This is a genomic window from Raoultella sp. T31 (genome assembly GCF_002806725.1).
GTDB lineage: Bacteria > Pseudomonadota > Gammaproteobacteria > Enterobacterales > Enterobacteriaceae > Klebsiella > Klebsiella electrica.
Map to the genome: position 1 here is coordinate 149,943 of NZ_PIBO01000002.1, position 23,427 is coordinate 173,369.

At 57.6% G+C, this 23,427-nt stretch carries 17 protein-coding genes; 14 read left to right on the plus strand and 3 right to left on the minus strand.

Features of this window, described 5'->3' with window-relative positions; all coding sequences use genetic code 11:
- Positions 1–119: 119 nt before the first annotated feature.
- The 6 genes from araB to rluA all read left to right on the plus strand — a co-directional run bounded on the left by araB (position 120) and on the right by rluA (position 10,581).
- Positions 120–1,829: a ribulokinase gene (gene araB / locus CWM52_RS02195; protein WP_100682583.1), complete on the plus strand. Its 1,710-nt coding sequence runs from the start codon at positions 120–122 to the stop codon at positions 1,827–1,829.
- Between the two features lie 10 nt (positions 1,830–1,839).
- On the plus strand, positions 1,840–3,342 hold the full coding sequence (araA, locus tag CWM52_RS02200; protein ID WP_100682584.1) for an L-arabinose isomerase: 1,503 nt from the start codon (positions 1,840–1,842) through the stop codon (positions 3,340–3,342).
- Between the two features lie 100 nt (positions 3,343–3,442).
- The gene (gene araD / locus CWM52_RS02205; RefSeq protein WP_100682585.1) at positions 3,443–4,138 is read left to right on the plus strand and encodes an L-ribulose-5-phosphate 4-epimerase; all 696 of its coding nucleotides are present in this window, start codon (positions 3,443–3,445) and stop codon (positions 4,136–4,138) included.
- A gap of 318 nt (positions 4,139–4,456) precedes the next feature.
- Positions 4,457–6,814: a DNA polymerase II gene (polB, locus tag CWM52_RS02210; protein ID WP_100682586.1), complete on the plus strand. Its 2,358-nt coding sequence runs from the start codon at positions 4,457–4,459 to the stop codon at positions 6,812–6,814.
- Between the two features lie 188 nt (positions 6,815–7,002).
- Positions 7,003–9,909: an RNA polymerase-associated protein RapA gene (gene rapA, locus CWM52_RS02215; RefSeq protein WP_100682587.1), complete on the plus strand. Its 2,907-nt coding sequence runs from the start codon at positions 7,003–7,005 to the stop codon at positions 9,907–9,909.
- Positions 9,910–9,921: 12 nt separating this feature from the next.
- Positions 9,922–10,581 carry a bifunctional tRNA pseudouridine(32) synthase/23S rRNA pseudouridine(746) synthase RluA gene (rluA, locus tag CWM52_RS02220; RefSeq protein WP_100682588.1) on the plus strand — a complete coding sequence of 220 codons (660 nt, stop codon included), beginning with the start codon at positions 9,922–9,924 and terminating at the stop codon, positions 10,579–10,581.
- Positions 10,582–10,647: 66 nt separating this feature from the next.
- On the opposite strand, the gene citX is transcribed toward rluA, so the two are convergent.
- Positions 10,648–11,178 (minus strand): citrate lyase holo-[acyl-carrier protein] synthase, encoded by a 531-nt coding sequence (gene citX, locus CWM52_RS02225; RefSeq protein ID WP_100682589.1) that lies wholly within the window; start codon positions 11,176–11,178, stop codon positions 10,648–10,650.
- 170 nt (positions 11,179–11,348) lie between these two features.
- On the minus strand, positions 11,349–12,713 hold the full coding sequence (locus CWM52_RS02230; RefSeq protein ID WP_100682590.1) for a 2-hydroxycarboxylate transporter family protein: 1,365 nt from the start codon (positions 12,711–12,713) through the stop codon (positions 11,349–11,351).
- A gap of 438 nt (positions 12,714–13,151) precedes the next feature.
- Between CWM52_RS02230 and CWM52_RS02235 the strand changes: the two genes are divergently transcribed.
- Both CWM52_RS02235 and CWM52_RS02240 read left to right on the plus strand, forming a co-directional pair.
- Entirely contained in the window at positions 13,152–14,777 is a 1,626-nt protein-coding gene (locus tag CWM52_RS02235) for an ATP-binding protein (RefSeq protein ID WP_100682591.1), read from the plus strand.
- A complete protein-coding gene (locus CWM52_RS02240; RefSeq protein ID WP_100682592.1) occupies positions 14,767–15,468 on the plus strand; it encodes a response regulator in 702 nt (233 codons plus the stop codon). Before CWM52_RS02235 ends, CWM52_RS02240 begins: the two co-directional genes overlap by 11 nt.
- A 30-nt stretch (positions 15,469–15,498) precedes the next feature.
- On the opposite strand, the gene djlA is transcribed toward CWM52_RS02240, so the two are convergent.
- Entirely contained in the window at positions 15,499–16,326 is an 828-nt protein-coding gene (gene djlA / locus CWM52_RS02245; protein WP_100682593.1) for a co-chaperone DjlA, read from the minus strand.
- A 244-nt stretch (positions 16,327–16,570) separates the two neighbouring features.
- On the opposite strand from djlA, the gene lptD reads away from it, so the two are divergent.
- From lptD to apaH, 6 genes are all read left to right on the plus strand, one after another.
- Entirely contained in the window at positions 16,571–18,922 is a 2,352-nt protein-coding gene (gene lptD / locus CWM52_RS02250) for an LPS assembly protein LptD (RefSeq protein ID WP_100682594.1), read from the plus strand.
- Positions 18,923–18,976: 54 nt separating this feature from the next.
- Entirely contained in the window at positions 18,977–20,263 is a 1,287-nt protein-coding gene (surA, locus tag CWM52_RS02255) for a peptidylprolyl isomerase SurA (RefSeq protein WP_100682595.1), read from the plus strand.
- A gap of 117 nt (positions 20,264–20,380) precedes the next feature.
- Entirely contained in the window at positions 20,381–21,370 is a 990-nt protein-coding gene (gene pdxA / locus CWM52_RS02260; RefSeq protein WP_165457173.1) for a 4-hydroxythreonine-4-phosphate dehydrogenase PdxA, read from the plus strand.
- On the plus strand, positions 21,367–22,188 hold the full coding sequence (gene rsmA / locus CWM52_RS02265) for a 16S rRNA (adenine(1518)-N(6)/adenine(1519)-N(6))-dimethyltransferase RsmA (RefSeq protein ID WP_100682597.1): 822 nt from the start codon (positions 21,367–21,369) through the stop codon (positions 22,186–22,188). The genes pdxA and rsmA overlap by 4 nt, the downstream gene beginning before the upstream one ends.
- A gap of 2 nt (positions 22,189–22,190) precedes the next feature.
- The gene (gene apaG, locus CWM52_RS02270) at positions 22,191–22,568 is read left to right on the plus strand and encodes a Co2+/Mg2+ efflux protein ApaG (protein ID WP_100682598.1); all 378 of its coding nucleotides are present in this window, start codon (positions 22,191–22,193) and stop codon (positions 22,566–22,568) included.
- A 4-nt stretch (positions 22,569–22,572) separates the two neighbouring features.
- On the plus strand, positions 22,573–23,421 hold the full coding sequence (apaH, locus tag CWM52_RS02275; RefSeq protein WP_100682599.1) for a bis(5'-nucleosyl)-tetraphosphatase (symmetrical) ApaH: 849 nt from the start codon (positions 22,573–22,575) through the stop codon (positions 23,419–23,421).
- The last annotated feature ends 6 nt before the right edge of the window (positions 23,422–23,427 follow it).

Here is a 23,427-nt window from a genome sequence, read left to right on the forward strand (position 1 = left end):
CGTCACACTTTGCGATGCTATAGCAAAATAATCCATAAGATTAGCGAATACAGCCTGACGGTTTTTGTCGTGAATATCTACTGTTTCACCATGAATGGTTTTCTGCATGGAGTAACAGCATGGCAATTGCGATTGGCCTCGATTTTGGTAGTGATTCCGTACGCGCGCTGGCAGTGGAATGCGCCACCGGTGAGGAGCTGGCCACCAGCGTAGAGTGGTATCCGCGCTGGCAGGAGGGGCTGTTTTGCGATGGCCCGAACAACCGGTTTCGCCACCATCCGCGCGACTATATTGAATCGATGGAAGCCGCGCTGAAAAGTGTGTTGGCATTATTAAGCGCCGAACAGCGTGACGAGGTGGTGGGTATCGGCGTCGATAGTACCGGCTCAACGCCGGCGCCTATCGATGCGGACGGCAACGTACTGGCGCTGCGCGAAGAGTTTGCCGATAACCCCAACGCCATGTTCGTGTTGTGGAAAGACCACACCGCGGTCGAAGAGGCGGAAGCCATTACTCGCCTGTGCCATCAGCCGGGCAAAGAGGACTACTCCCGCTACATCGGCGGTATCTACTCCAGCGAATGGTTCTGGGCCAAAATACTCCACGTCACCCGTCAGGACAGCGCCGTCGCCGAGGCAGCCGTTTCGTGGATTGAGCTGTGTGACTGGGTTCCCGCCCTGCTTTCCGGCACCACCCGCCCGCAGGATATTCGTCGCGGCCGCTGCAGCGCCGGGCATAAATCACTGTGGCATGAAAGCTGGGGCGGGCTGCCGCCGGCCAGCTTCTTCGATGAACTCGATCCGCTTATCAACCAGCACCTGAGCTGGCCGCTGTTTAGCGACACCTGGACCGCCGATGTCCCGGTCGGCACCCTCTGCGCCGAATGGGCGCAGCGCCTGGGCCTGCCGGAAACCGTCATCCTGTCCGGCGGCGCCTTCGACTGCCATATGGGCGCCGTCGGTGCCGGCGCGCAGCCCAACGCCCTGGTCAAAGTCATCGGCACCTCCACCTGCGACATTTTGATCGCCGACAAACAGAGCGTGGGCAATCGCACGGTCAAGGGGATCTGCGGCCAGGTCGATGGCAGCGTGGTTCCTGACTTTATTGGTATGGAAGCCGGACAATCCGCCTTCGGCGATATTTACGCCTGGTTTGGCCGTATTCTCGGCTGGCCGCTGGAACAGCTGGCGCAACAGCATCCGGAACTGAAAACGCAGATCGCTGCCCAGCAAAAACAGCTGCTGCCATCGCTTACCGCAGCCTGGGCCAAAAACCCGTCGCTGGAACATTTGCCGGTGGTTCTGGACTGGTTTAACGGTCGTCGTACCCCCAATGCCAACCAGCGCCTGAAGGGGGTGATTACCGATCTCAATCTCGCCACCGATGCGCCAGCGCTCTTTGGTGGCCTGGTCGCGGCCACCGCCTTTGGCGCGCGCGCCATTATGGAGTGCTTCACCGAACAGGGTATCCCAGTCAACAACGTGATGGCGCTGGGCGGCATTGCCCGCAAAAACCCGGTCATCATGCAGGCCTGCTGTGACGTGCTGAACCGGCCGCTGCAAATCGTCGCCTCCGATCAGTGCTGCGCGCTCGGCGCGGCTATCTTCGCCGCCGTCGCCGCAGGCGTGCATCAGGATATCCCAACGGCTCAGCACAGCATGGCAAGTGAGGTCGAAAGCACCCTGCAGCCGCGTCCTGCTCAGGCTCAACGCTTTGAACAACTTTACCAGCGCTACCAGCAGTGGTCGGTCAGCGCAGAACAACAGTATCTCCCTTCGGCTGCGAAGGCGGAAAAAGCCCCGCATACTCAGGCAGCTCTCACCCATTAAGGACACGAAAATGACGATTTTTGATAACTACGAAGTATGGTTCGTGATTGGCAGCCAGCATCTGTATGGCCCGGAAGCGCTGCGTCAGGTCACGAAGCATGCCGAACATGTGGTGAACAGCCTGAATGCGCAAGCAAAGCTGCCATGTAAGCTGGTGTTAAAGCCGCTGGGCACCACGCCGGATGAAATCACCCATATCTGCCGCGACGCTAACTATGATGATAAATGCGCGGGTCTGGTGGTATGGCTGCACACCTTTTCTCCGGCCAAAATGTGGATTAATGGCCTGACTATCCTCAATAAGCCGCTGTTGCAGTTCCACACGCAATACAATGCGGCGCTGCCGTGGGACAGCATCGATATGGACTTTATGAACCTGAACCAGACCGCGCACGGCGGTCGCGAGTTCGGCTTCATCGGCGCGCGCATGCGCCAACAGCACAGCGTGGTCACCGGCCACTGGCAGGACCAGGTCGCCCATCAGCGTATTGGCGCCTGGATGCGCCAGGCGGTTTCTAAGCAGGATACCCGTCATCTGAAAGTCTGCCGCTTCGGCGACAACATGCGGGAAGTCGCGGTTACCGATGGCGATAAAGTTGCCGCCCAGATCAAATTCGGCTTCTCGGTCAATACCTGGGCGGTGGGCGATCTGGTTCAGGTGGTCAACAGCATCAGCGAGGGGGATATCAACGCGCTGGTGGATGAGTATGAAAGCAGCTATCGCCTGACCCCGGCGGCGCAGATCCATGGCGATAAGCGCCAGAATCTTCTCGACGCCGCGCGCATTGAGCTGGGGATGAAACGCTTCCTTGAACAGGGCGGTTTCCATGCCTTCACCACCACCTTTGAAGATTTACACGGCCTGAAGCAGCTCCCGGGCCTCGCCGTACAACGTCTGATGCAGCAGGGCTATGGCTTTGCCGGCGAAGGCGACTGGAAAACCGCCGCCCTGCTTCGCATCATGAAGGTGATGTCAACCGGTCTGCAGGGCGGCACCTCCTTTATGGAGGACTACACCTACCACTTCGATAACGGCAACGATCTGGTTCTGGGTTCACATATGCTGGAAGTCTGCCCGACTATCGCCACGGCAGACAAACCGATCCTCGACGTTCAGCCGCTGGGCATCGGCGGTAAAGCCGATCCGGCGCGCCTGATCTTCAACACGCAAACCGGCCCGGCGCTCGTCGCCAGCCTGATCGATCTTGGCGATCGTTTCCGCCTGCTGGTTAACACCATTGAAACGGTATCGACGCCGCACGATCTGCCGAAGCTGCCGGTTGCCAACGCGCTGTGGAAAGCCCAGCCGGATCTGCGCACCGCGTCTGAAGCCTGGATCATCGCCGGCGGCGCACACCACACCGTCTTCAGCCACGCGCTGACGCTCGACGATATGCGTCAGTTTGCCGAGCTGCAGGATATCGAACTGGCGGTTATCGATAACGAAACCCGTCTGCCGTCCTTTAAAGACGCGCTGCGCTGGAACGAAGTTTATTACGCTTCAAAACGTTAACCACGGCAGCCAATTGCCCGGCGGCACCTCGTTTGCCGGGCCTACAAACTGCGGTTTTGTAGGCCGGGTCAGCGAAACGCCACCCGGCAAGGAGAACGCAATGCTCGAAGCCTTAAAGCAGCAGGTGCTTGAAGCCAACCTGGCCCTGCCGAAACACAATCTCGTTACTCTCACCTGGGGCAACGTCAGCGCCGTCGATCGCGAACGCGGCGTGCTGGTCATCAAACCATCGGGCGTCGACTACAGCGCGATGGGTGCCGACGATATGGTGGTGGTGAGTCTTGAAAGCGGCGAAGTGGTCGAAGGGAACAAGAAACCCTCTTCAGATACGCCGACCCACCGCCTGCTCTACCAGGCTTTCCCGTCATTGGGCGGAATTGTCCATACCCATTCGCGCCATGCCACCATCTGGGCGCAGGCCGGACAAGCCATTCCGGCGACCGGCACCACTCATGCTGATTACTTCTACGGCCCGGTCCCTTGTACCCGTCTGATGACAGATGAGGAGATCAACGGCGAATATGAGTGGGAAACCGGACGCGTTATCGTTGAAACGTTCCGCGACCAGGGTATCGATCCAGCGCAGATGCCCGGCGTGCTGGTGCATTCGCACGGCCCGTTCGCCTGGGGGAAAAACGCCGAAGACGCGGTACACAACGCTATCGTGCTGGAAGAGATCGCCTATATGGGCATCTTCTGCCGCCAGCTGGCGCCGCAGCTCCCCGCGATGCAGCAAACGCTGCTGGATAAACACTATCTGCGCAAGCACGGCGAGAAAGCCTATTACGGGCAATAAACCCGCGGTATCCCCGGCTCGCGCTACGCTTAGCCGGTCTACTGGCGCTATTACGGGCAATAAACCCGCGGTGTCCCCGGCTCGCGCTCCGCTTAGCCGGGCTACTGACGCTATTACGGGCAATAAATCCACGGTGTCCCCGGCTCGCGCTCCGCTTAGCCGGGCTACTGGCGCACAGCGAGCTGCGGGCGGGTAGCCCGGACAGGCGCGCAAGCGCCGCCTCCGGGAAATAGCGCGCGCCATACCTGTATAAAACCCCAGCATCATCGATTGAACCAGGCTATAATCAGGCCTGGTTTTAATTGATGAGAGCACGGCGTGACCCAGCCACGAGAAGGTTTCTTACTGACCCGTCACTGGCGGGATACCCCGCAAGGCACCGAGTTGTCCTTCTGGCTTGCCACCGACGGCGGCCCGCTTGAGGTCACCCTGCCGCCGCAGGAGTCGGTCGCCTTCATTCCCGAAGCGCAACGCGCCCAGGTCGAACGTCTGTTGCAGGGCGAAAACGGCCTGCGTCTCGCCCCGCTCGCCTTAAAAGACTTTCATCGCCAGCCGGTTTTCGGCCTCTATTGTCGCGCTCATCGCCAGCTGATGCGCCTGGAAAAAAAGCTGCGTGAAAACGGCATTACCGTTTACGAAGCCGATATCCGCCCACCGGAGCGCTATCTGATGGAGCGCTTCATCACCGCGCCGGTTTGGGTCGAAGGCGACGCGCGCGGCGCGCGGCTGATCAACGCCCGCATGAAACCCAACCCGCACTACCGGCCGCCGCTGAAGTGGGTGTCGCTGGATATTGAAACCAGCCGCCACGGCGAGCTGTACTGCATCGGGCTGGAAGGCTGCGGGCAACGGGTGGTCTACATGCTCGGCCCCGCCGCGCCCGACGCCCCTGCCGTCGATTTCCAGCTGGAGTACGTCGCCAGCCGCCCGCAGTTGCTGGAAAAACTCAATGCCTGGTTTGCCGAACACGACCCGGATGTGCTGATCGGCTGGAACGTTATCCAGTTCGACCTTAGGATCCTGCAAAAGCATGCCGAACGCTATCGCATTCCGCTGATGCTCGGCCGTGGGAATACGGAACTGGAGTGGCGCGAACATGGGTTTAAGCAGGGCGTCTTCTTTGCCCAGGCCAACGGCCGCCTGATTATCGACGGTATCGAGGCGCTGAAATCCGCCTTCTGGAACTTCTCCTCTTTTTCCCTTGAAGCGGTGGCGCGTGAGCTGCTCGGCGAGGGGAAAGCGATTGATAATCCCTGGGATCGGATGGACGAAATCGACCGCCGCTTCCACGAAGATAAACCGGCGCTGGCGACCTATAATCTGCAGGACTGCGAGCTGGTTACGCGTATCTTCCATAAAACGGAGATCATGCCGTTTCTGCTCGAACGAGCCACGGTCAACGGTCTGCCCGCCGACCGCCACGGGGGTTCCGTCGCCGCCTTCAGCCATCTCTATTTTCCACGCATGCACCGGTTGGGTTACGTCGCGCCTAACCTGGGCGAAGTGCCGCCGCAGGCCAGCCCCGGCGGTTACGTCATGGACTCGCGCCCCGGTCTCTACGATTCGGTGCTGGTACTGGATTATAAAAGCCTCTACCCTTCGATTATCCGCACCTTTTTGATAGACCCGGTCGGGCTTATCGAAGGGATGGCGCAGCCGGACAATGCGCACAGCACCGAGGGGTTTCTCGGCGCCCGTTTCTCGCGTCAGAACCATTGTCTACCGGGGATTGTCGGGCAAATCTGGCACGGCCGCGATGATGCCAAACGGCACAAGAACAACCCTCTGTCTCAGGCGCTGAAGATCATTATGAACGCCTTCTACGGCGTGCTCGGCACCAGCGCCTGCCGCTTTTTCGATCCCCGTCTGGCCTCTTCTATCACCATGCGCGGGCATGCGATTATGCGCCAGACCAAAGCGCTGATTGAGTCGCAGGGCTATGACGTTATCTACGGCGATACCGACTCCACCTTCGTCTGGCTTAAACGTCCTCATCGCGAAGAAGAGGCGACGCAAATCGGGCGCTCGCTGGTCGCTTTCGTCAACGACTGGTGGGCCGCAGAGCTGAGTAAAGACCAGCTCACCAGCACCCTTGAGCTGGAGTTTGAGACCCACTTCAGCCGCTTTTTAATGCCGACCATTCGCGGAGCCGATACCGGCAGCAAAAAACGCTACGCCGGGATGATTCAGGAGGGAGAAGCGCAGCGGATGGTCTTCAAAGGACTGGAGACGGTGCGTACCGACTGGACGCCGCTGGCCCAGCAGTTCCAGCAGGAGCTGTATCTGCGCATCTTCCGCCACCAGCCCTATCGCGACTATATTCTGCAAACCATTGCTAAGCTGATGAGCGGCGAGCTCGACGATCGCCTGATCTACCGTAAGCGCCTGCGCCGCCCGCTGGCCGAATACCAGCGCAACGTGCCGCCGCACGTCCGCGCCGCCCGGCTGGCCGATGAGCAAAACGTCAGGCTCGGCAGGCCGCAACAGTACCAGCAGCGCGGCAGCATCCAGTATGTCTGGACCACCAGCGGCCCGGAGCCGGTGGATTATCAGCTGTCGCCGCTTGATTATGAGCACTATTTGTCCAGGCAACTCCAGCCGGTCGCGGAAGGAATACTTCCCTTTGTCGACGATGATTTTGCTACAATAGTGACAGGGCAACTGGGGCTATTTTAATTTCCTCGCTCTTTCAATTTCCAGCCAACATATCTGCAAATTGAAGGACGACGAGGACGTGACGAACGAGCTGCCATCCAGTAATATAGCGCCCTTTCCATTCCTGGACCCAATTTTGATCTCCCTCTGGCTTGCCTGGAGAAGATTAACTATTGCCTGCAATTTAAGAACACAAGAGCTGAACATATATGCCTTTTACACTTGGTCAACGCTGGATTAGCGACACAGAGAGCGAACTGGGATTAGGGACGGTAGTTGCGCTGGATGCGCGTATGGTGACCCTGCTTTTCCCCGCCATCGGCGAAAACCGTCTGTACGCGCGCAATGATTCCCCGATCACCCGCGTGATGTTTAATCCCGGAGATACCATTACCAGCCATGAAGGCTGGCAGCTCCAGGTTGACGAAGTTAATGAAGAGAATGGCCTGCTGGCCTACACCGGTACCCGTCTCGATACCGAAGAGGCCAACGTCACGCTGCGCGAAGTGCTGCTCGACAGCAAACTGGTGTTCAGCAAGCCGCAGGACCGACTGTTCGCCGGCCAGATAGACAGGATGGACCGTTTTGCGCTGCGCTACCGTGCCCGCAAATACCAGAGCGAGCAGTACCGGATGCCGTGGAGCGGCCTGCGCGGACAACGCACCAGCCTGATTCCCCACCAGCTGCATATCGCCCATGACGTCGGCCGCCGCCACGCGCCGCGCGTTCTGCTGGCCGATGAAGTCGGCCTGGGTAAAACCATCGAAGCCGGGATGATTCTGCATCAGCAGCTGCTTGCCGGCGCGGCGGAACGCGTGCTGATCATCGTCCCGGAAACCCTGCAGCATCAGTGGCTGGTTGAGATGCTGCGCCGCTTCAACCTGCGTTTCTCGCTGTTTGACGATGAGCGTTATGCCGAAGCCCAGCACGATGCCTACAACCCGTTCGAGACCGAACAGCTGGTTATCTGCTCGCTGGATTTCGTGCGCCGCAGCAAACAGCGCCTTGAGCACCTGTGCGACGCCGAATGGGATCTGATGATCGTCGATGAAGCGCACCACCTGGTGTGGAGCGAAGAAGCGCCGAGCCGCGAATATCAGGCAATCGAGCAGTTGGCCGAACGCGTGCCGGGCGTGCTGCTGCTGACCGCCACCCCGGAACAGCTGGGTATGGAAAGCCACTTCGCCCGTCTGCGCCTGCTGGACCCCAACCGCTTCCACGACTTCGAGCAGTTCGTTGAAGAACAACAGAATTATCGCCCGGTGGCCGATGCCGTCGCGCTGCTGCTGGCGGGTAACAAGCTGAGCGATAGCGAACTGAACACCCTCGGCGATCTGATCGGCGAACAGGATATTGAACCGCTGCTGCAGGCCGCTAACAGCGATCGCGATGACGCCCAGGCCGCACGCCAGGAGCTGGTCTCGATGCTGATGGATCGCCACGGCACCAGCCGCGTACTGTTCCGTAACACCCGTAACGGCGTCAAAGGCTTCCCGAAACGCGAGCTGCACACCATTCGTCTGCCGCTGCCCACCCAGTATCAGACGGCAATTAAAGTCTCCGGCATTATGGGGGCGCGTAAAACCGCAGAAGAACGCGCGCGCGATATGCTCTACCCGGAGCAGATTTATCAGGAATTTGAAGGCGATACCGGTACCTGGTGGAACTTCGACCCGCGTGTTGAGTGGCTGATGGGCTACCTGACCAGCCACCGCTCGCAGAAAGTGCTGGTGATCTGCGCGAAAGCGACTACCGCGCTCCAGCTGGAGCAGGTGCTGCGCGAACGCGAAGGGATCCGCGCCGCGGTCTTCCACGAAGGCATGTCGATCATTGAGCGCGACCGCGCCGCCGCATGGTTCGCCGAAGAAGATACTGGTGCCCAGGTGCTGCTGTGTTCTGAAATTGGCTCCGAAGGCCGTAACTTCCAGTTTGCCAGCAACCTGGTGATGTTCGATCTGCCGTTCAACCCGGACCTGCTGGAGCAGCGTATTGGCCGTCTCGACCGTATCGGTCAGGCGCACGATATTCAGATCCACGTTCCGTATCTGGAAAGAACCGCGCAGTCCGTGCTGGTTCGCTGGTACCACGAAGGTCTGGATGCATTTGAACATACCTGCCCGACCGGCCGCACCGTGTACGACAGCGTGCATAACGAGCTGATTAATTATCTTGCCGCGCCGGAAACCAGCGAAGGCTTCGATGAGCTGATCAAAACCTGCCGCCAGCAGCACGATGCGCTGAAAGCTCAGCTGGAACAGGGTCGCGACCGCCTGCTGGAGATCCACTCCAACGGCGGAGAGCAGGCCCAGGCATTAGCTGAAAGCATTGAAGAGCAGGATGACGATACCAGCCTGATCGCCTTTGCCATGAACCTGTTCGATATTGTCGGCATCAACCAGGACGATCGCGGCGAGAACCTGATCGTGCTCACCCCTTCCGATCATATGCTGGTTCCGGACTTCCCGGGTCTGCCGGAAGACGGCTGCACTATCACCTTCGAACGTGATATTGCCCTGTCTCGCGAAGATGCGCAGTTCGTCACCTGGGAGCACCCGCTGATTATCAACGGCCTGGATCTGATCCTTTCCGGCGATACCGGCAGCAGCACTATCTCTCTGCTGAAGAACAAGGCGCTGCCGGTCGGTACATTGCTGCTGGAGCTGATTTACGTTGTCGAAGCGCAAGCGCCGAAACAACTGCAGCTTAACCGCTTCCTGCCGGCGACGCCGGTGCGCATGCTGCTCGATAAAAACGGCAATAACCTCGCCGGTCAGGTGGAGTTTGAAAGCTTCAACCGCCAGTTGAGCGCCGTCAACCGTCATACCGGCAGCAAACTGGTCAACGCGGTACAGCAGGACGTGCATGCGATCCTCCAGCTCGGTGAGGCGCAGGTCGCCAAAGCCGCTCAGGCGCTGATCGACGCGGCCCGCGATGAAGCCAACGACAAGCTGTCGGCGGAACTCTCTCGTCTGGAAGCGTTGAAAGCGGTTAACCCGAACATCCGTGACGATGAGCTTTCGGCCATCGAGAGCAACCGTCAGCAGGTGATGGACGCGCTGGCGCAGGCTGGCTGGCGTCTCGATGCGCTGCGCTTAATCGTGGTCACCCACCAGTAACGGAACGCGAATATGGCGATGGAAAACTACAATCCGCCACAGGATCCCTGGCTGGTTATCCTCTATCAGGATGAGCACATCATGGTGGTCAACAAGCCGAGCGGCTTGTTGTCCGTCCCGGGGAGACTGGAGGAGCATAAAGACAGCGTGATGACGCGCGTACAGCGCGACTTCCCGCAGGCCGAGTCGGTGCACCGCCTCGACATGGCTACCAGCGGCGTGATTGTGGTGGCGCTGACCAAAGCGGCGGAACGCGAGCTGAAGCGTCAGTTTCGCGAGCGTGAGCCGAAGAAGCAGTACGTCGCCCGCGTGTGGGGACATCCGGAAAAAGCGGAAGGGCTGGTGGATTTACCGCTGATCTGCGACTGGCCGAACCGGCCTAAGCAGAAGGTGTGTTACGAAACCGGTAAAGCAGCGCAAACTGAGTATGAAGTGCTGGAGTATGCCGACGATAACAGCGCCCGCGTGCGCCTGAAGCCGATTACCGGGCGTTCACATCAGCTGCGCGTACATATGCTGGCGCTGGGCCATCCGATTCTTGGCGATCGCTTTTATGCGACGCCAGAGGCGCTGGCGATGGCCCCACGGCTGCTGCTGCACGCCGAAACGCTGACCATTACCCATCCGGCCTACGGCAACGCGATGACCTTTCGCGCGCCCGTCGATTTCTGATCGGGTGTTTACCCCGGGTGGCGGCGCATACGCCTTACCCGGGCTACACGTTCTGACTACCGGCGGTTAATCGCGGGCAAACCACGCATCGATCATCTGCTCAACGCGGGCGACAACCTCTTCGGCATCATGGCGATGCAGGCTCTCGCAGGTCTGAGCGGCATCATCGCACAGCAGGCAACGGCGCGTACTTTCATCCTGCACCTGTCGGCCTTGTTGCGGACAAATCACCTCGATATTCCATAAGCGGCCAAGCGGATGCGTCTGTATCAGCTCCGTGCATAGCGCCTTGACCTCGCTGGCAGAATGCTCAACGCACCACAGCGCCTCCGGCCCGGTTGGCAACCACAGCACCTGACGATCCAGCGTTTTCCAGCGGCGTTTCCACAACAGCTGATCGCAGGCCTGCAGCGCCACGCCCATCATATTGCGATAGCGGATGCTGTCTTTTACCGCGCCCGGCGTCACCAGCGTCAGCGCAATGACCGGTTGTTGATAATGGCCAAGCCACTCGGCCTGGCGCGCTGCACGCTGCGCTTTCGTCGCCAGCTCGGTTTCTACGCTGGCGCCCGCACGGGCGGGAGTATCCACAGACATTAATTCCTCTCCTTCACTTGATAAAATGACGACGACAAAGCCGCCGCCGCGATAGCGGATTACGCTGCTGATTGTATCGCTAAACGAACAGAATTTAGGACACGGGACAAAGAAATTTTCTTCGTCCCGTGGAGGAAAATTGCAGGTTTTCCTGTTAGCGCAGAGCTAAATCATGCCAGGAAATGACTGAGGAACAGCAAACCCAATGAAACATTAATCGCGCCGCCAATACGGGTGGCGATTTGGGCGAACGGCATCAGGCTCATACGGTTGCCGGAGGTCAGAATCGCCACATCGCCGGTGCCTCCCTGGCCACTCTGGCAGCAGGAGACAATCGCCACATCAATCGGATGCATGCCTGTCTTTTTACCGACCAGGAACCCGGTCGCCACCAACGCCGAGACGGTGCTGACGATCACCAGCAGATTCGTTATCGTAAAGGCGTTCACCAGCTCCTGCCACGGAGTAATGGCCACACCCACGGCAAACAGAATCGGGTAGGTCACCGCGGTGCGGAAGAATTTGTAGACCATCTGCGATCCTTCCTGCAGGCGCGGCGAGACGCCGTTAACCAGTTTGAGCAGTACCGCCAGAAACAGCATGCCCACCGGCGCCGGTAAACCGGTCATTTTCTGCCCCAGCATCCCCAGCATATACAGCAGCACGGCCAGCAGAGCGCCGGATGCCAGCGTCGTCACGTCGGCCTTGCCAGCGGAGGTCTCAGCATCGTCCGCCCGATGCGTTTCATTGCGGCGGTTCGGCATCAGTTGACCTTCACCGGTCAGGTGCGGAAAGCGCTTGCCCAGCTGATTCAGACAACCGGCAATCACTATCGCCGTCAGGCTGCCCAGCATTACCATCGGTAACACACGACCTAATGCCACCCCTTGATCCATATGCATCAGGGCGGCATAGCCGATTGACAGCGGAATCGCCCCCTCCCCTACGCCACCGGCCATAATCGGCAGCACGATAAAGAAGAACACCTGAAACGGCGCCATCCCCAGGGCCGTACCGACGCCGATGCCCACCAGCATGCCGACGATTTCACCGCACAGCATCGGGAAGAAGATACGCAGAAAGCCCTGAATCAGGGTCGTGCGGTTCATGCTCATAATGCTGCCGACGATAATGCAGCAGATATAGAGATAAAGAATATTGGTCGATTTGTAGAATTTGGTCGTGGATTCCACCACCACTTCCGGCAGCAGGCCGTAATGCACCAGCGCGGAAGGGATAAAGGTGGCGCAGATAGCCGCCGCGCCCAGCTTACCGAGGATCGGCAGGCGCTTGCCAAACTCACCGCAGGCAAAACCGAAAAAGGCCAGCGTCGCGACCATGACCACGATATCGCTCGGCAACTTTCCGCCCAGACAGTCGAGGGCGATTAAGCCGCCGGCCAGCAGGAACAAAGGCAGCGGGATAATCCCGACTTTCATATTATCCATCACGTGCCACCAGCGTTGTTTGAGGGTGGCTTTCGGGGTGTTGATGGGATCGAGGGTCGCAGAGAATGCATTGTCAGTGGTGCTCATAGGTTTGGCCCTTTCGTTATTATTCATTTTTGAGATTAGGGGGCCTGAAGCAGACTTAATGTGAAGCGTGACGAATTAGAAATGAAGTTTTAATGGTCACTATGGTTTTTATGGTTTCTATTCCACGGCGTGATATCTCTCTGATTTATTAGCGTGGTTTTTATGGTTTTTATTGCACGCCAGAGGGGAATACTGCGACGTGCCTCTTCGCGAGGTCTCGTCACCGCTGACCACCGCGGGCTCCGGCGGATTGACCGACCGTCCGCGATACGCTCAGGCGCAATAAGCGGCCTGCCGTGGCGTCTTGATAAATCATCGCCAGTAGATGATTCTGGTTTCTCATCGCCTGCGGCAACGTTCACCCCGTTGCCGCCTAACCCATATCGGCGCCGGGAAAATGTTACCGTGCCGGTAGCGCAGAGACGTTGCACACGACTTATGAAGGTTTCCTTTCAATTTAAGCTGTTTATTTCGCTGGTCGCCTTTTTCTCCGTATTATTCGCGCTGCTGGGCGTCTATTACTACATCGATGCCAGTCATCAGCTTTATCAGGAAATGAGTACCCGCGCCAAAATACAGGCTGAAGAGATCGCGCTGATGCCGGATTTACGCCAGCAGGTTATTGCGAAAGACCGGCAGCCGCTAACGTCATTGATGCAAAAAATCGCCGCCCGCAGCGACGCGAGCTTTATTGTCATTGGCGACGCGCAGGGGGTGCATCTGTTTCATTCCGTCCACCCGGAGTGGGTCGGTACCCGGTTGGTAGGCGGCGATAATCAGGCGGTGCTGGAAGGGAAAAGCGTCACCACCATCCGTAAAGGCGGGCTTGGGGTGTCGCTGCGCAGCAAGGCGCCCATCGTCGACGCCACCGGCCGGGTTGTGGGCATCGTCTCCGTGGGTTACCTGACCAGTTATCTCGATAGCATCACGCTGACAAAGGTCATCAATATCTTCGCCGCCGCCGTGCTACTGCTGATCGCGCTGTTTATTTTTTCCTGGTATTTTACCCGCAGCATAAAAAAACAAATTTTTTCGCTGGAACCGCGAGAAATCGGCCTGCTGGTACGCCAACAAAAGGCGATGATGGAATCGATCTATGAGGGCGTTATCGTTATCGATCGCCAGCGGCGTATCGAGGTGATCAATCACGCCGCGCGCAGCCTGCTGGGGCTGAGCAAGCCCGCGCGTTTGCTGCGCGGCCAGTCGATCGACAGCGTCATCGCCCCGCAACCCTTTTTCGCCAGCGATGAAATGCTGGAAAACGACACTCACGATGAGCTGTGCCGCTTCAACCAGCTGACCGTCCTCGCCAGCCGGGTGCGCATCATGCTGGAGGAGTCGCTGCAGGGCTGGGTGATTACTTTCCGCGATCGTGATGAAATCAACTCCCTCAGCGCCCAGCTAAGCCAGGTTAAACGCTATGTTGATAACCTGCGCATCATGCGCCATGAACAGCTGAACCGAATGACCACGCTCTCCGGTCTGCTGCATATGGGGCACTATGACGAAGCGATTCGCTATATTCAGGCGCAGTCGGAACATGCGCAGGAGCTGCTGGACTTTATCTCTTCCCGATTCAGCTCGCCGACGCTCTGCGGCCTGCTGCTGGGTAAGGCTGCCCGCGCCCGCGAAAAAGGGGTGGCGCTCAGCTTTGACCCCGCCTGTCAGCTCGACCGGCCGCTGCCTGCCTTAATTGAACCGGAGCTGATTTCGATTATCGGCAACCTGCTGGATAACGCCATTGAAGCCACGCAGCGTGCCGAACTGCCGCACGAGCCGGTAGAAGTGCTGATTCAACTGAATGCCCGCGAACTGATGATTGAAGTTGCCGACCGTGGCATCGGTATTGACCCGGCTATCCGCGATCATATCTTTGAACGCGGCATTACCACCAAAACCCGTGGCGATCACGGTATCGGCCTGTATCTTATTGAACATTATGTGACACAGGCTGGCGGCACCATTGAAGTCGCCGATAACTCACCGCGCGGCGCGATCTTTACGCTGTTTATCCCCGCCGATGGCCCTGTTCATCCCCGACACGAGGCGAACTATGCATCATGATCTGGTCGATGTGTTGATCATCGAAGATGAAGGCGAGCTGGCGAGGCTGCATGCCGAGCTGATTCAGAAGCATCCGCGTATGCGGCTGACGGGCATGGCCGCCTCCCTCTCCCAGGCGCGGCAGATGCTCAATAGCCAACCGCCGCAGCTGATACTGCTCGATAACTATTTACCCGACGGCAAAGGGGTCACATTGATGACCGACCCGATTCTGGCAGAGGCCAACTGCTCGGTGATTTTTATTACCGCCGCCAGCGATATGGAAACCTGTAGCCAGGCGATTCGCAACGGCGCCTTCGACTACATCCTTAAACCCGTCTCCTGGAAACGTCTGAGCCAGTCGCTGGAGCGTTTCGTGCAGTTTTACGATCAGCAGCGAGAATGGAAAATCGTCGATCAGCAAAATGTTGATTCGCTGTACCAGTTGCAGGCGAAGAACTATCGCGCCGATAGCGGCGGCAGTAAGGGGATCGAGGAGAAAACGCTGGCGCTGGTGCAAAATCTGTTCAGCGGCCGGGAAAAGCACAGTTTTTCCGTGGATGAGGTGGTAAACGACGCCGGGTTAAGTAAAACCACCGCCCGCCGTTACCTGGAGCACTGTGTGGAAATCGGTTATCTCGAAGTGGAGATGTTGTACGGAAAGATTGGTCACCCGCGCCGGATGTACCGACGCGCTCAAAGCACATCATGAGGTCTCTCCCGCCGGGGAGAGACCTGCGGCTCAGAACCCGCGCTGCTCTTTGATAAGCTCCCAGGCTTTCTGAATATCCTGGGCTTTCTGCTTCGCCATCTCCATCATTTCAGGCGGCAACCCTTTTGCCACCAGCTTATCCGGATGGTGTTCGCTCATCAGCTTGCGATAGGCGCGCTTCACGGTCGCGGCATCATCGGTAGGCTTCACGCCCAGCACGTTGCATGCATCCTCCAGCGTTGGCCCGCGCTGCGCCTGCTGCCAGCCGGCATTTCCGCCGCTCTGGCCATACGAGCCCTGCTGAGAACCGCCGCCGAACTGAGCGCCGCCCTGCATCATGCGCAGGAACTGCTCGAACTGCGCACGGGAAATCCCCAGTTCATCGGCAATCACAAACAGAACTTCACGTTCATTAGGATGTAATTCGCCATCGGCGAAGGCCGTCTGCAGCTGAATTTCCAGAAACATCCGAATCAAATCGAAGCGTCCGAAACAGACGCTGCGCAGCTGGCGCATTTTCTCGCGCAGCGGATAATCATCTGATTTCCCTACGCGAAAGGCCTGCTGTGCCGCCGTGCGCGACTCGCTATGCAAATTCATGCGATCCATCAGGATGTTGGCGACATGAATATCGGCTTCGGTGACGCGACCTTTGGATTTGGTTAAATGACCCATCACCTCAAAGGTGGTGGAGAAAAACAGCGACTGCCGCTCCTGCTGGTTGGCAAACACATTGATACGGCGGCTTCGCGCCCGGTCAAATATATGGCCGACCAGCAGGCCCAGCACCAGTCCCCAAAAGCCTGCGCCCATCATCAGCGCGACCGCAACCCCAATTATTTTTCCCAAATACTGCATAGACTCCCCAATCTTTCCGCCGCCAGTTAAGCTATATATGACCGCACGTTACAAAGCGCTGACGCTTCGGTCAATTGTGGGACATAGCCTATATTTTGCTTTATCATACTCGTCATTCTACACGGTGCCTAACGCTCGGGATTCAAACCGGCAGGATTAACACTAGCGCGATGAAGATGAGTACGTTAGGCTCTGACCGTTTGCAAGCCGCTGCCACAAGATGACGGAACAACAAATACAACGTATGAAAAAACGTATTCCCAGCCTCCTGGCCACCATGATCGCCAGCGCCTTGTATAGCCAACAAGGCCTCGCCGCCGATCTCGCCACGCAATGTATGCTTGGCGTACCAAGCTATAATCGTCCCCTCGTTGAAGGCCAGACTAACGAGCTGCCGGTGACGATCAATGCCGATCATGCGAAGGGCAATTATCCTGATAACGCCGTCTTTACCGGTAATGTTGATATTAACCAGGGTAATAGTCGTCTCCAGGCGGATGAGGTCCAGCTTCATCAGCAGCAGGCTGCTGGCCAGCCTCAGCCCGTGCGCACGGTTGACGCACTCGGCAACGTTCACTATGACGATAATCAGGTTATCCTGAAAGGTCCGAAAGGCTGGGCAAACCTCAACACTAAAGACACCAACGTCTGGCAGGGTGATTACCAGATGGTCGGTCGTCAGGGCCGCGGTACCGCCGACCTGATGAAACAGCGCGGCGAAAACCGCTACACCATTCTGGAAAACGGCAGCTTTACCTCCTGTCTGCCGGGTTCTGACACCTGGAGCGTCGTCGGTAGCGAAGTTATCCACGACCGCGAAGAGCAGGTGGCGGAAATCTGGAACGCCCGTTTCAAACTCGGTTCGGTCCCTGTTTTTTATAGTCCCTACCTGCAGCTGCCGGTGGGCGACAAACGCCGTTCTGGCTTCCTGATTCCGAACGCCAAATACAGCACCAAGAACGGCGTCGAGTTTTCACTGCCGTACTACTGGAATATCGCGCCGAACTTTGACGCCACCCTGACGCCGCACTATATGAGCGAGCGCGGCGGCGTAATGTGGGAAAACGAATTCCGCTATCTGACCAAAGCCGGTATGGGCCTGTTCGAGTTTGACTACCTGCCGTCGGATAAAGTCTACCAGGACGACCACTCCAGCGACAGCAACAGCCGCCGCTGGTTGTTCTACTGGAACCACTCTGGCGTGATTGACCAGGTATGGCGTCTTAACGCCGACTACACCAAGGTCAGCGATCCGAACTATTTTAACGATTTCAGCTCGAAATACGGTTCCAGTACCGACGGCTACGCCACGCAGAAATTCAGCGCGGGCTACGTCAACCAGAACTTCGACGCGACCGTGTCGACCAAACAGTTCCAGGTCTTCAACCGTGAGTCGAGTAATTCCTACGCCGCTCAGCCGCAGTTGGATGTCAACTATTACCAGAATGATGTCGGTCCGTTCGATACTCATCTCTATGGTCAGGCGGTGCATTTCGTCAACACCAACGGCAACATGCCGGAAGCCACGCGTGTTCACTTCGAGCCGACGATCAACCTGCCGCTGTCTAACGGCTGGGGCAGTATTAATACCGAAGCCAGGCTGCTGGCAACGCACTATCAGCAGAGCAACCTCGATGACTACAACGCCGCCAATAACACCAACTATAAAGAGTCGGTTAACCGCGTGATGCCGCAGTTTAAAGTCGACGGGAAAATGGTCTTCGAGCGCGATATGCAGGAGGGGTTCACTCAGACGCTGGAACCGCGTATGCAGTATCTGTATATCCCGTATCGCGATCAGAGCCAAATCGGCTCCTACGACTCCACGCTGCTGCAGTCAGACTACAGCGGCCTGTTCCGCGACCGCAGCTACAGCGGCCTAGACCGTATTGCTTCCGCGAACCAGGTCACTACCGGCGTAACTTCGCGCGTATATGATTCCGCCGCCGTTGAACGTTTTAATATTTCCGTTGGTCAAATCTATTATTTCACCGAGTCCCGTACCGGTGATGACAACATCAACTGGGAGAACAACAACACAACGGGTTCACTGGTATGGGCCGGCGATACTTACTGGCGCATCGCCGATAACTGGGGTTTACGCGGGGGAATTCAGTACGATACTCGTCTGGCTAACGTCGCTACCGGTAACGGCACCGTGGAATACCGTCGCGATGAAAACCGCTTAATACAGCTTAACTATCGTTATGCCAGCCCGGAATACATTCAGGCCACGCTGCCGTCGTACTCCACCGCTGAGCAGTACAAAAATGGTATTTCTCAGGTGGGCATGGCCGCCAGCTGGCCGATTGTTGATCGCTGGTCGGTGGTGGGCGCGTACTACTTTGACACCAATACCAAAAAGAGCGCTAACCAGATGTTAGGGGTGCAATATAACTCGTGCTGTTACGCTATTCGCCTTGGCTACGAACGTAAGATCAACGGCTGGACCAACAACGGCAATGGCAGCGGCGAGAGCAAATATGACAACACCTTTGGCTTTAACATCGAGTTGCGTGGCCTGAGCTCCAACTACGGTCTCGGCACCCAGCAGATGCTGCGTTCGAACATTTTACCGTACCAGAACTCCCTGTGATGTGGCTGGTTTAAAACGTAATCCGCATTTGCGGTTAATTGAAATGGAAAAAGTATGAAGAACTGGAAAACGCTGCTTCTCGGTATCGCCATGATCGCGAATACCAGTTTCGCTGCCCCACAGGTTGTCGATAAAGTAGCGGCTGTCGTCAATAATGGCGTTGTTCTTGAAAGCGACGTCGATGGCTTATTGCAATCGGTTAAGCTTAATGCTGGCCAGGCCGGTCAACAGCTGCCCGATGACGCGACCTTACGTCATCAGATCCTCGAAAGACTGATCATGGACCAGATAGTTCTGCAGATGGGCCAGAAGATGGGCATGAAAATCACTGACGATCAGGTCGATCAGGCGATTGCCAACATCGCGAAACAGAACAACATGACCCTGGATCAGATGCGCAGCCGTCTGGCCTATGACGGTCTTAACTACAGCACCTACCGTAATCAGATTCGTAAAGAGATGCTAATTGCGGAAGTGCGTAACAACGAAGTCCGTCGTCGCATCACCGTGCTGCCGCAGGAAGTCGAATCTCTGGCAAAACAGATTGGCGATCAGAACGATGCCAGCACCGAGCTGAACCTCAGCCACATCCTGATTCCGCTGTCAGAAAACCCGACCTCCGACGACGTAGCGAAAGCGCAGGAACAGGCTAACTCTATCGCTGAGCAGGCGCGCAACGGCGCTGACTTCGGTAAGCTGGCTATCACCTACTCTGCCGACCAGCAGGCGCTGAAAGGCGGCCAGATGGGCTGGGGCCGTATTCAGGAACTGCCGGGGATCTTCGCCCAGGCGCTGAGCACCGCGAAGAAAGGCGATATTATCGGCCCGATTCGCTCTGGCGTCGGCTTCCATATTCTGAAAGTGAACGACATGCGCGGCGGCAGCAAGAACATCTCCGTCACCGAAGTTCACGCCCGTCACATTTTGCTGAAGCCGTCGCCTATCATGAATGACGAACAGGCGCGGGTTAAACTGGAGCAGATTGCCGCCGATATTAAGAGCGGGAAAACCACCTTCGCTAAAGCGGCGAAAGAGTTCTCCGAAGATCCGGGCTCCGCGAACCAGGGCGGCGATTTAGGCTGGGCAACGCCAGATATCTTCGATCCGGCGTTCCGCGATGCGCTGATGCGTCTGAACAAAGGCCAGACCAGCGCGCCGGTTCATTCCTCCTTCGGCTGGCACCTGATTGAACTGCTGGACAGCCGTCAGGTCGACAGAACCGACGCCGCGCAGAAAGACCGCGCGTACCGGATGCTGATGAACCGTAAGTTCTCTGAAGAAGCGGCAACCTGGATGCAGGAACAACGCGCCAGCGCTTACGTCAAAATTCTGAGCAACTAATATCACGGCCTCATACACAACAGCACGCGGGGTGTATTGAGGCGGCAAGCCGTCGGCCCGGACAACTCACGATGTGAGCGGGCCGATGGCGTTGCCAACAGAAAGACGTCCTGAAGGATGAAGTGTATGAATCGAGTTGTTATCACTCCCGGTGAGCCCGCCGGAATCGGCCCCGACCTTGTTGTACAGCTTGCGCAACGCGACTGGCCGGTAGAGCTGGTGGTTTGCGCCGACGGCGCTCTGTTATCTGACCGGGCTCAACAGCTCGGTCTTCCTTTATCTCTCCTGCCCTACAACCCCTCTCTTCCCGCAGCGGCACAACGCGCCGGCACCCTGACACTCCTCCCCGTCGCGCTGAACGCCCCTGTGACACCCGGCGTGCTGAATGTGCGCAACGGCAGCTATGTGGTTGAGACGCTGGCTCGCGCCTGTGACGGCTGCCTGAGCGGCGAATTTGCGGCATTGATTACCGGGCCGGTACATAAGGGCAATATCAACGACGCGGGTATCGCCTTTACCGGGCATACCGAATTCTTTGAAGAGCGGGCTCATGCCAGTAAAGTGGTCATGATGCTGGCGACCGAAGAGCTGCGCGTCGCTCTGGCAACCACGCACCTGCCGCTAAAAGCGATCAGCGACGCGATCACGCCTGATTTGCTCCGTGAAGTGATAACGATTCTGGATCACGATCTGCGCCATAAATTCGGTATCGCCCAGCCGCACGTGCTGGTCTGCGGCCTGAACCCACACGCCGGCGAAGGTGGGCATATGGGGACGGAAGAGATCGATACCATTATTCCGGTGCTGGAAGAGATGCGCGCCCGGGGGATGAATCTGAGCGGTCCGCTACCGGCAGATACCCTTTTCCAGCCGAAATATCTCGACAATGCCGATGCGGTACTCGCGATGTACCACGATCAGGGCCTTCCCGTGCTAAAATACCAGGGCTTTGGCCGTGGCGTGAACATTACGCTCGGTTTACCCTTTATTCGCACCTCTGTTGACCACGGTACCGCGCTTGAACTGGCGGGCCAGGGAAAAGCGGATGTCGGCAGTTTTATCACGGCGCTTAATCTCGCCATCAAAATGATTGTTAATACGCAATGAATAATCGAGTCCATCAGGGCCACTTAGCCCGTAAACGCTTCGGGCAAAACTTCCTCAACGATCAGTTCGTGATCGACAGCATTGTCTCGGCCATTAACCCCCAGAAAGGGCAGGCAATTGTCGAGATCGGTCCGGGCCTGGCGGCGCTGACCGAACCGGTCGGTGAACGCCTGGACGCACTTACCGTTATCGAGCTGGATCGCGATCTGGCCGCTCGCCTGCAGACGCATCCGTTCCTCGGGCCGAAGCTGACCATTTATCAGCAGGATGCCATGACCATGAACTTCGGCGAGCTGTCGCAGACCATGGGTCAGCCGCTGCGCGTGTTCGGCAACCTGCCGTACAACATCTCAACGCCGCTGATGTTCCATCTGTTCAGCTATACTGATGCCATCGCCGACATGCACTTTATGCTGCAAAAAGAGGTCGTCAATCGCCTGGTTGCCGGACCGAACAGCAAGGCTTATGGTCGACTGAGCGTCATGGCGCAGTATTACTGCCAGATTATCCCGGTACTCGAAGTGCCGCCGGGCGCCTTCACGCCGCCGCCTAAAGTGGATTCCGCCGTCGTGCGCCTGGTACCTTATCGCACGCTGCCGCACCCGGTGAAAGAGGTTCGCGTGCTGAGCCGAATCACTACCGAGGCCTTTAACCAGCGTCGTAAAACGATTCGTAACAGCCTCGGCAACCTGTTCAGCGTTGAGGTACTGAACGAGCTGGGCATTGACCCGGCAAAACGTGCAGAGAATATTTCCGTGGCACAATACTGTCAGCTGGCTAACTGGCTGTCTGACAACTCGCCCACCAAGGAGAGCTAACCATGATTGATTCGCCTCGAGTTTGCGTGCAGGTGCAAAGCGTCTATATCGAATCGCAGTCTTCTCCGGAAGAAGAGCGCTACGTTTTCGCTTATACCGTCACGATTCGCAATCTGGGGCGGACTCAGGTTCAGCTTCTTGGCCGCTACTGGCTTATCACCAACGGCCACGGTCGTGAGACTGAAGTGCAGGGTGAAGGCGTTATCGGCGAACAGCCGCATATTCCCGCTGGCGGTGAATTCCAGTATACCAGCGGGGCGGTCATTGAAACGCCGCTGGGCACCATGCAGGGACATTATGACATGATCGACGTGAACGGCGCGCCGTTCTCGATCGATATCCCTGTTTTCCGTCTCGCAGTACCAACGCTCATTCATTAAAACAATGTCTACATACCTTATTGGCGACGTTCATGGTTGCTACGATGAACTGCTCGCCCTATTAAAGCAGGTGGAGTTTACCCCAGGGATCGATACGCTGTGGCTGACGGGCGATTTAGTCGCGCGCGGCCCGGGTTCGCTGGAGGTTTTGCGCTACGTTAAATCCCTTGGCGATAGTGTGCGCCTGGTCCTCGGCAATCACGATCTGCATCTGCTGGCCGTCTTCGCCGGTATCAGCCGCAACAAGCCCAAAGATCGCCTGAAATCGCTGCTCGAAGCCCCGGATGCCGACGAGCTGCTCAACTGGCTGCGCCGTCAGCCGATGATGCAGATTGATGAAGAGAAAAAGCTGGTGATGGCCCATGCAGGCATCACGCCACAGTGGGATCTGGAAACGGCAAAACAGTGCGCGCACGATGTTGAAGCCGTGCTCGCCAGCGACTCCTATCCGTTCTTCCTCGATGCGATGTATGGCGATATGCCGAATAACTGGAGCACTGAACTGAGCGGTCTCGCCCGCCTGCGCTTTATCTCCAATGCCTTCACCCGTATGCGCTACTGCTTCCCGAACGGGCAGCTGGATATGTATGCCAAAGAAGCGCCGGAAAATGCCCCTGCGCCGTTAAAACCGTGGTTCGCCATTCCGGGCCCGGTGAGCAACGAGTACAGCATTGCGTTTGGTCATTGGGCTTCGCTGGAAGGAAAAGGGACGCCGGAAGGGATTTACGCGCTGGATACAGGATGCTGCTGGGGCGGGGAACTGACCTGTCTACGCTGGGAAGATAAGCAGTATTTCACCCAACCATCGAACCGCCAGAAAGAACTGGACGAAGGCGAGGCGGTTGCCTCCTGAAAAAAT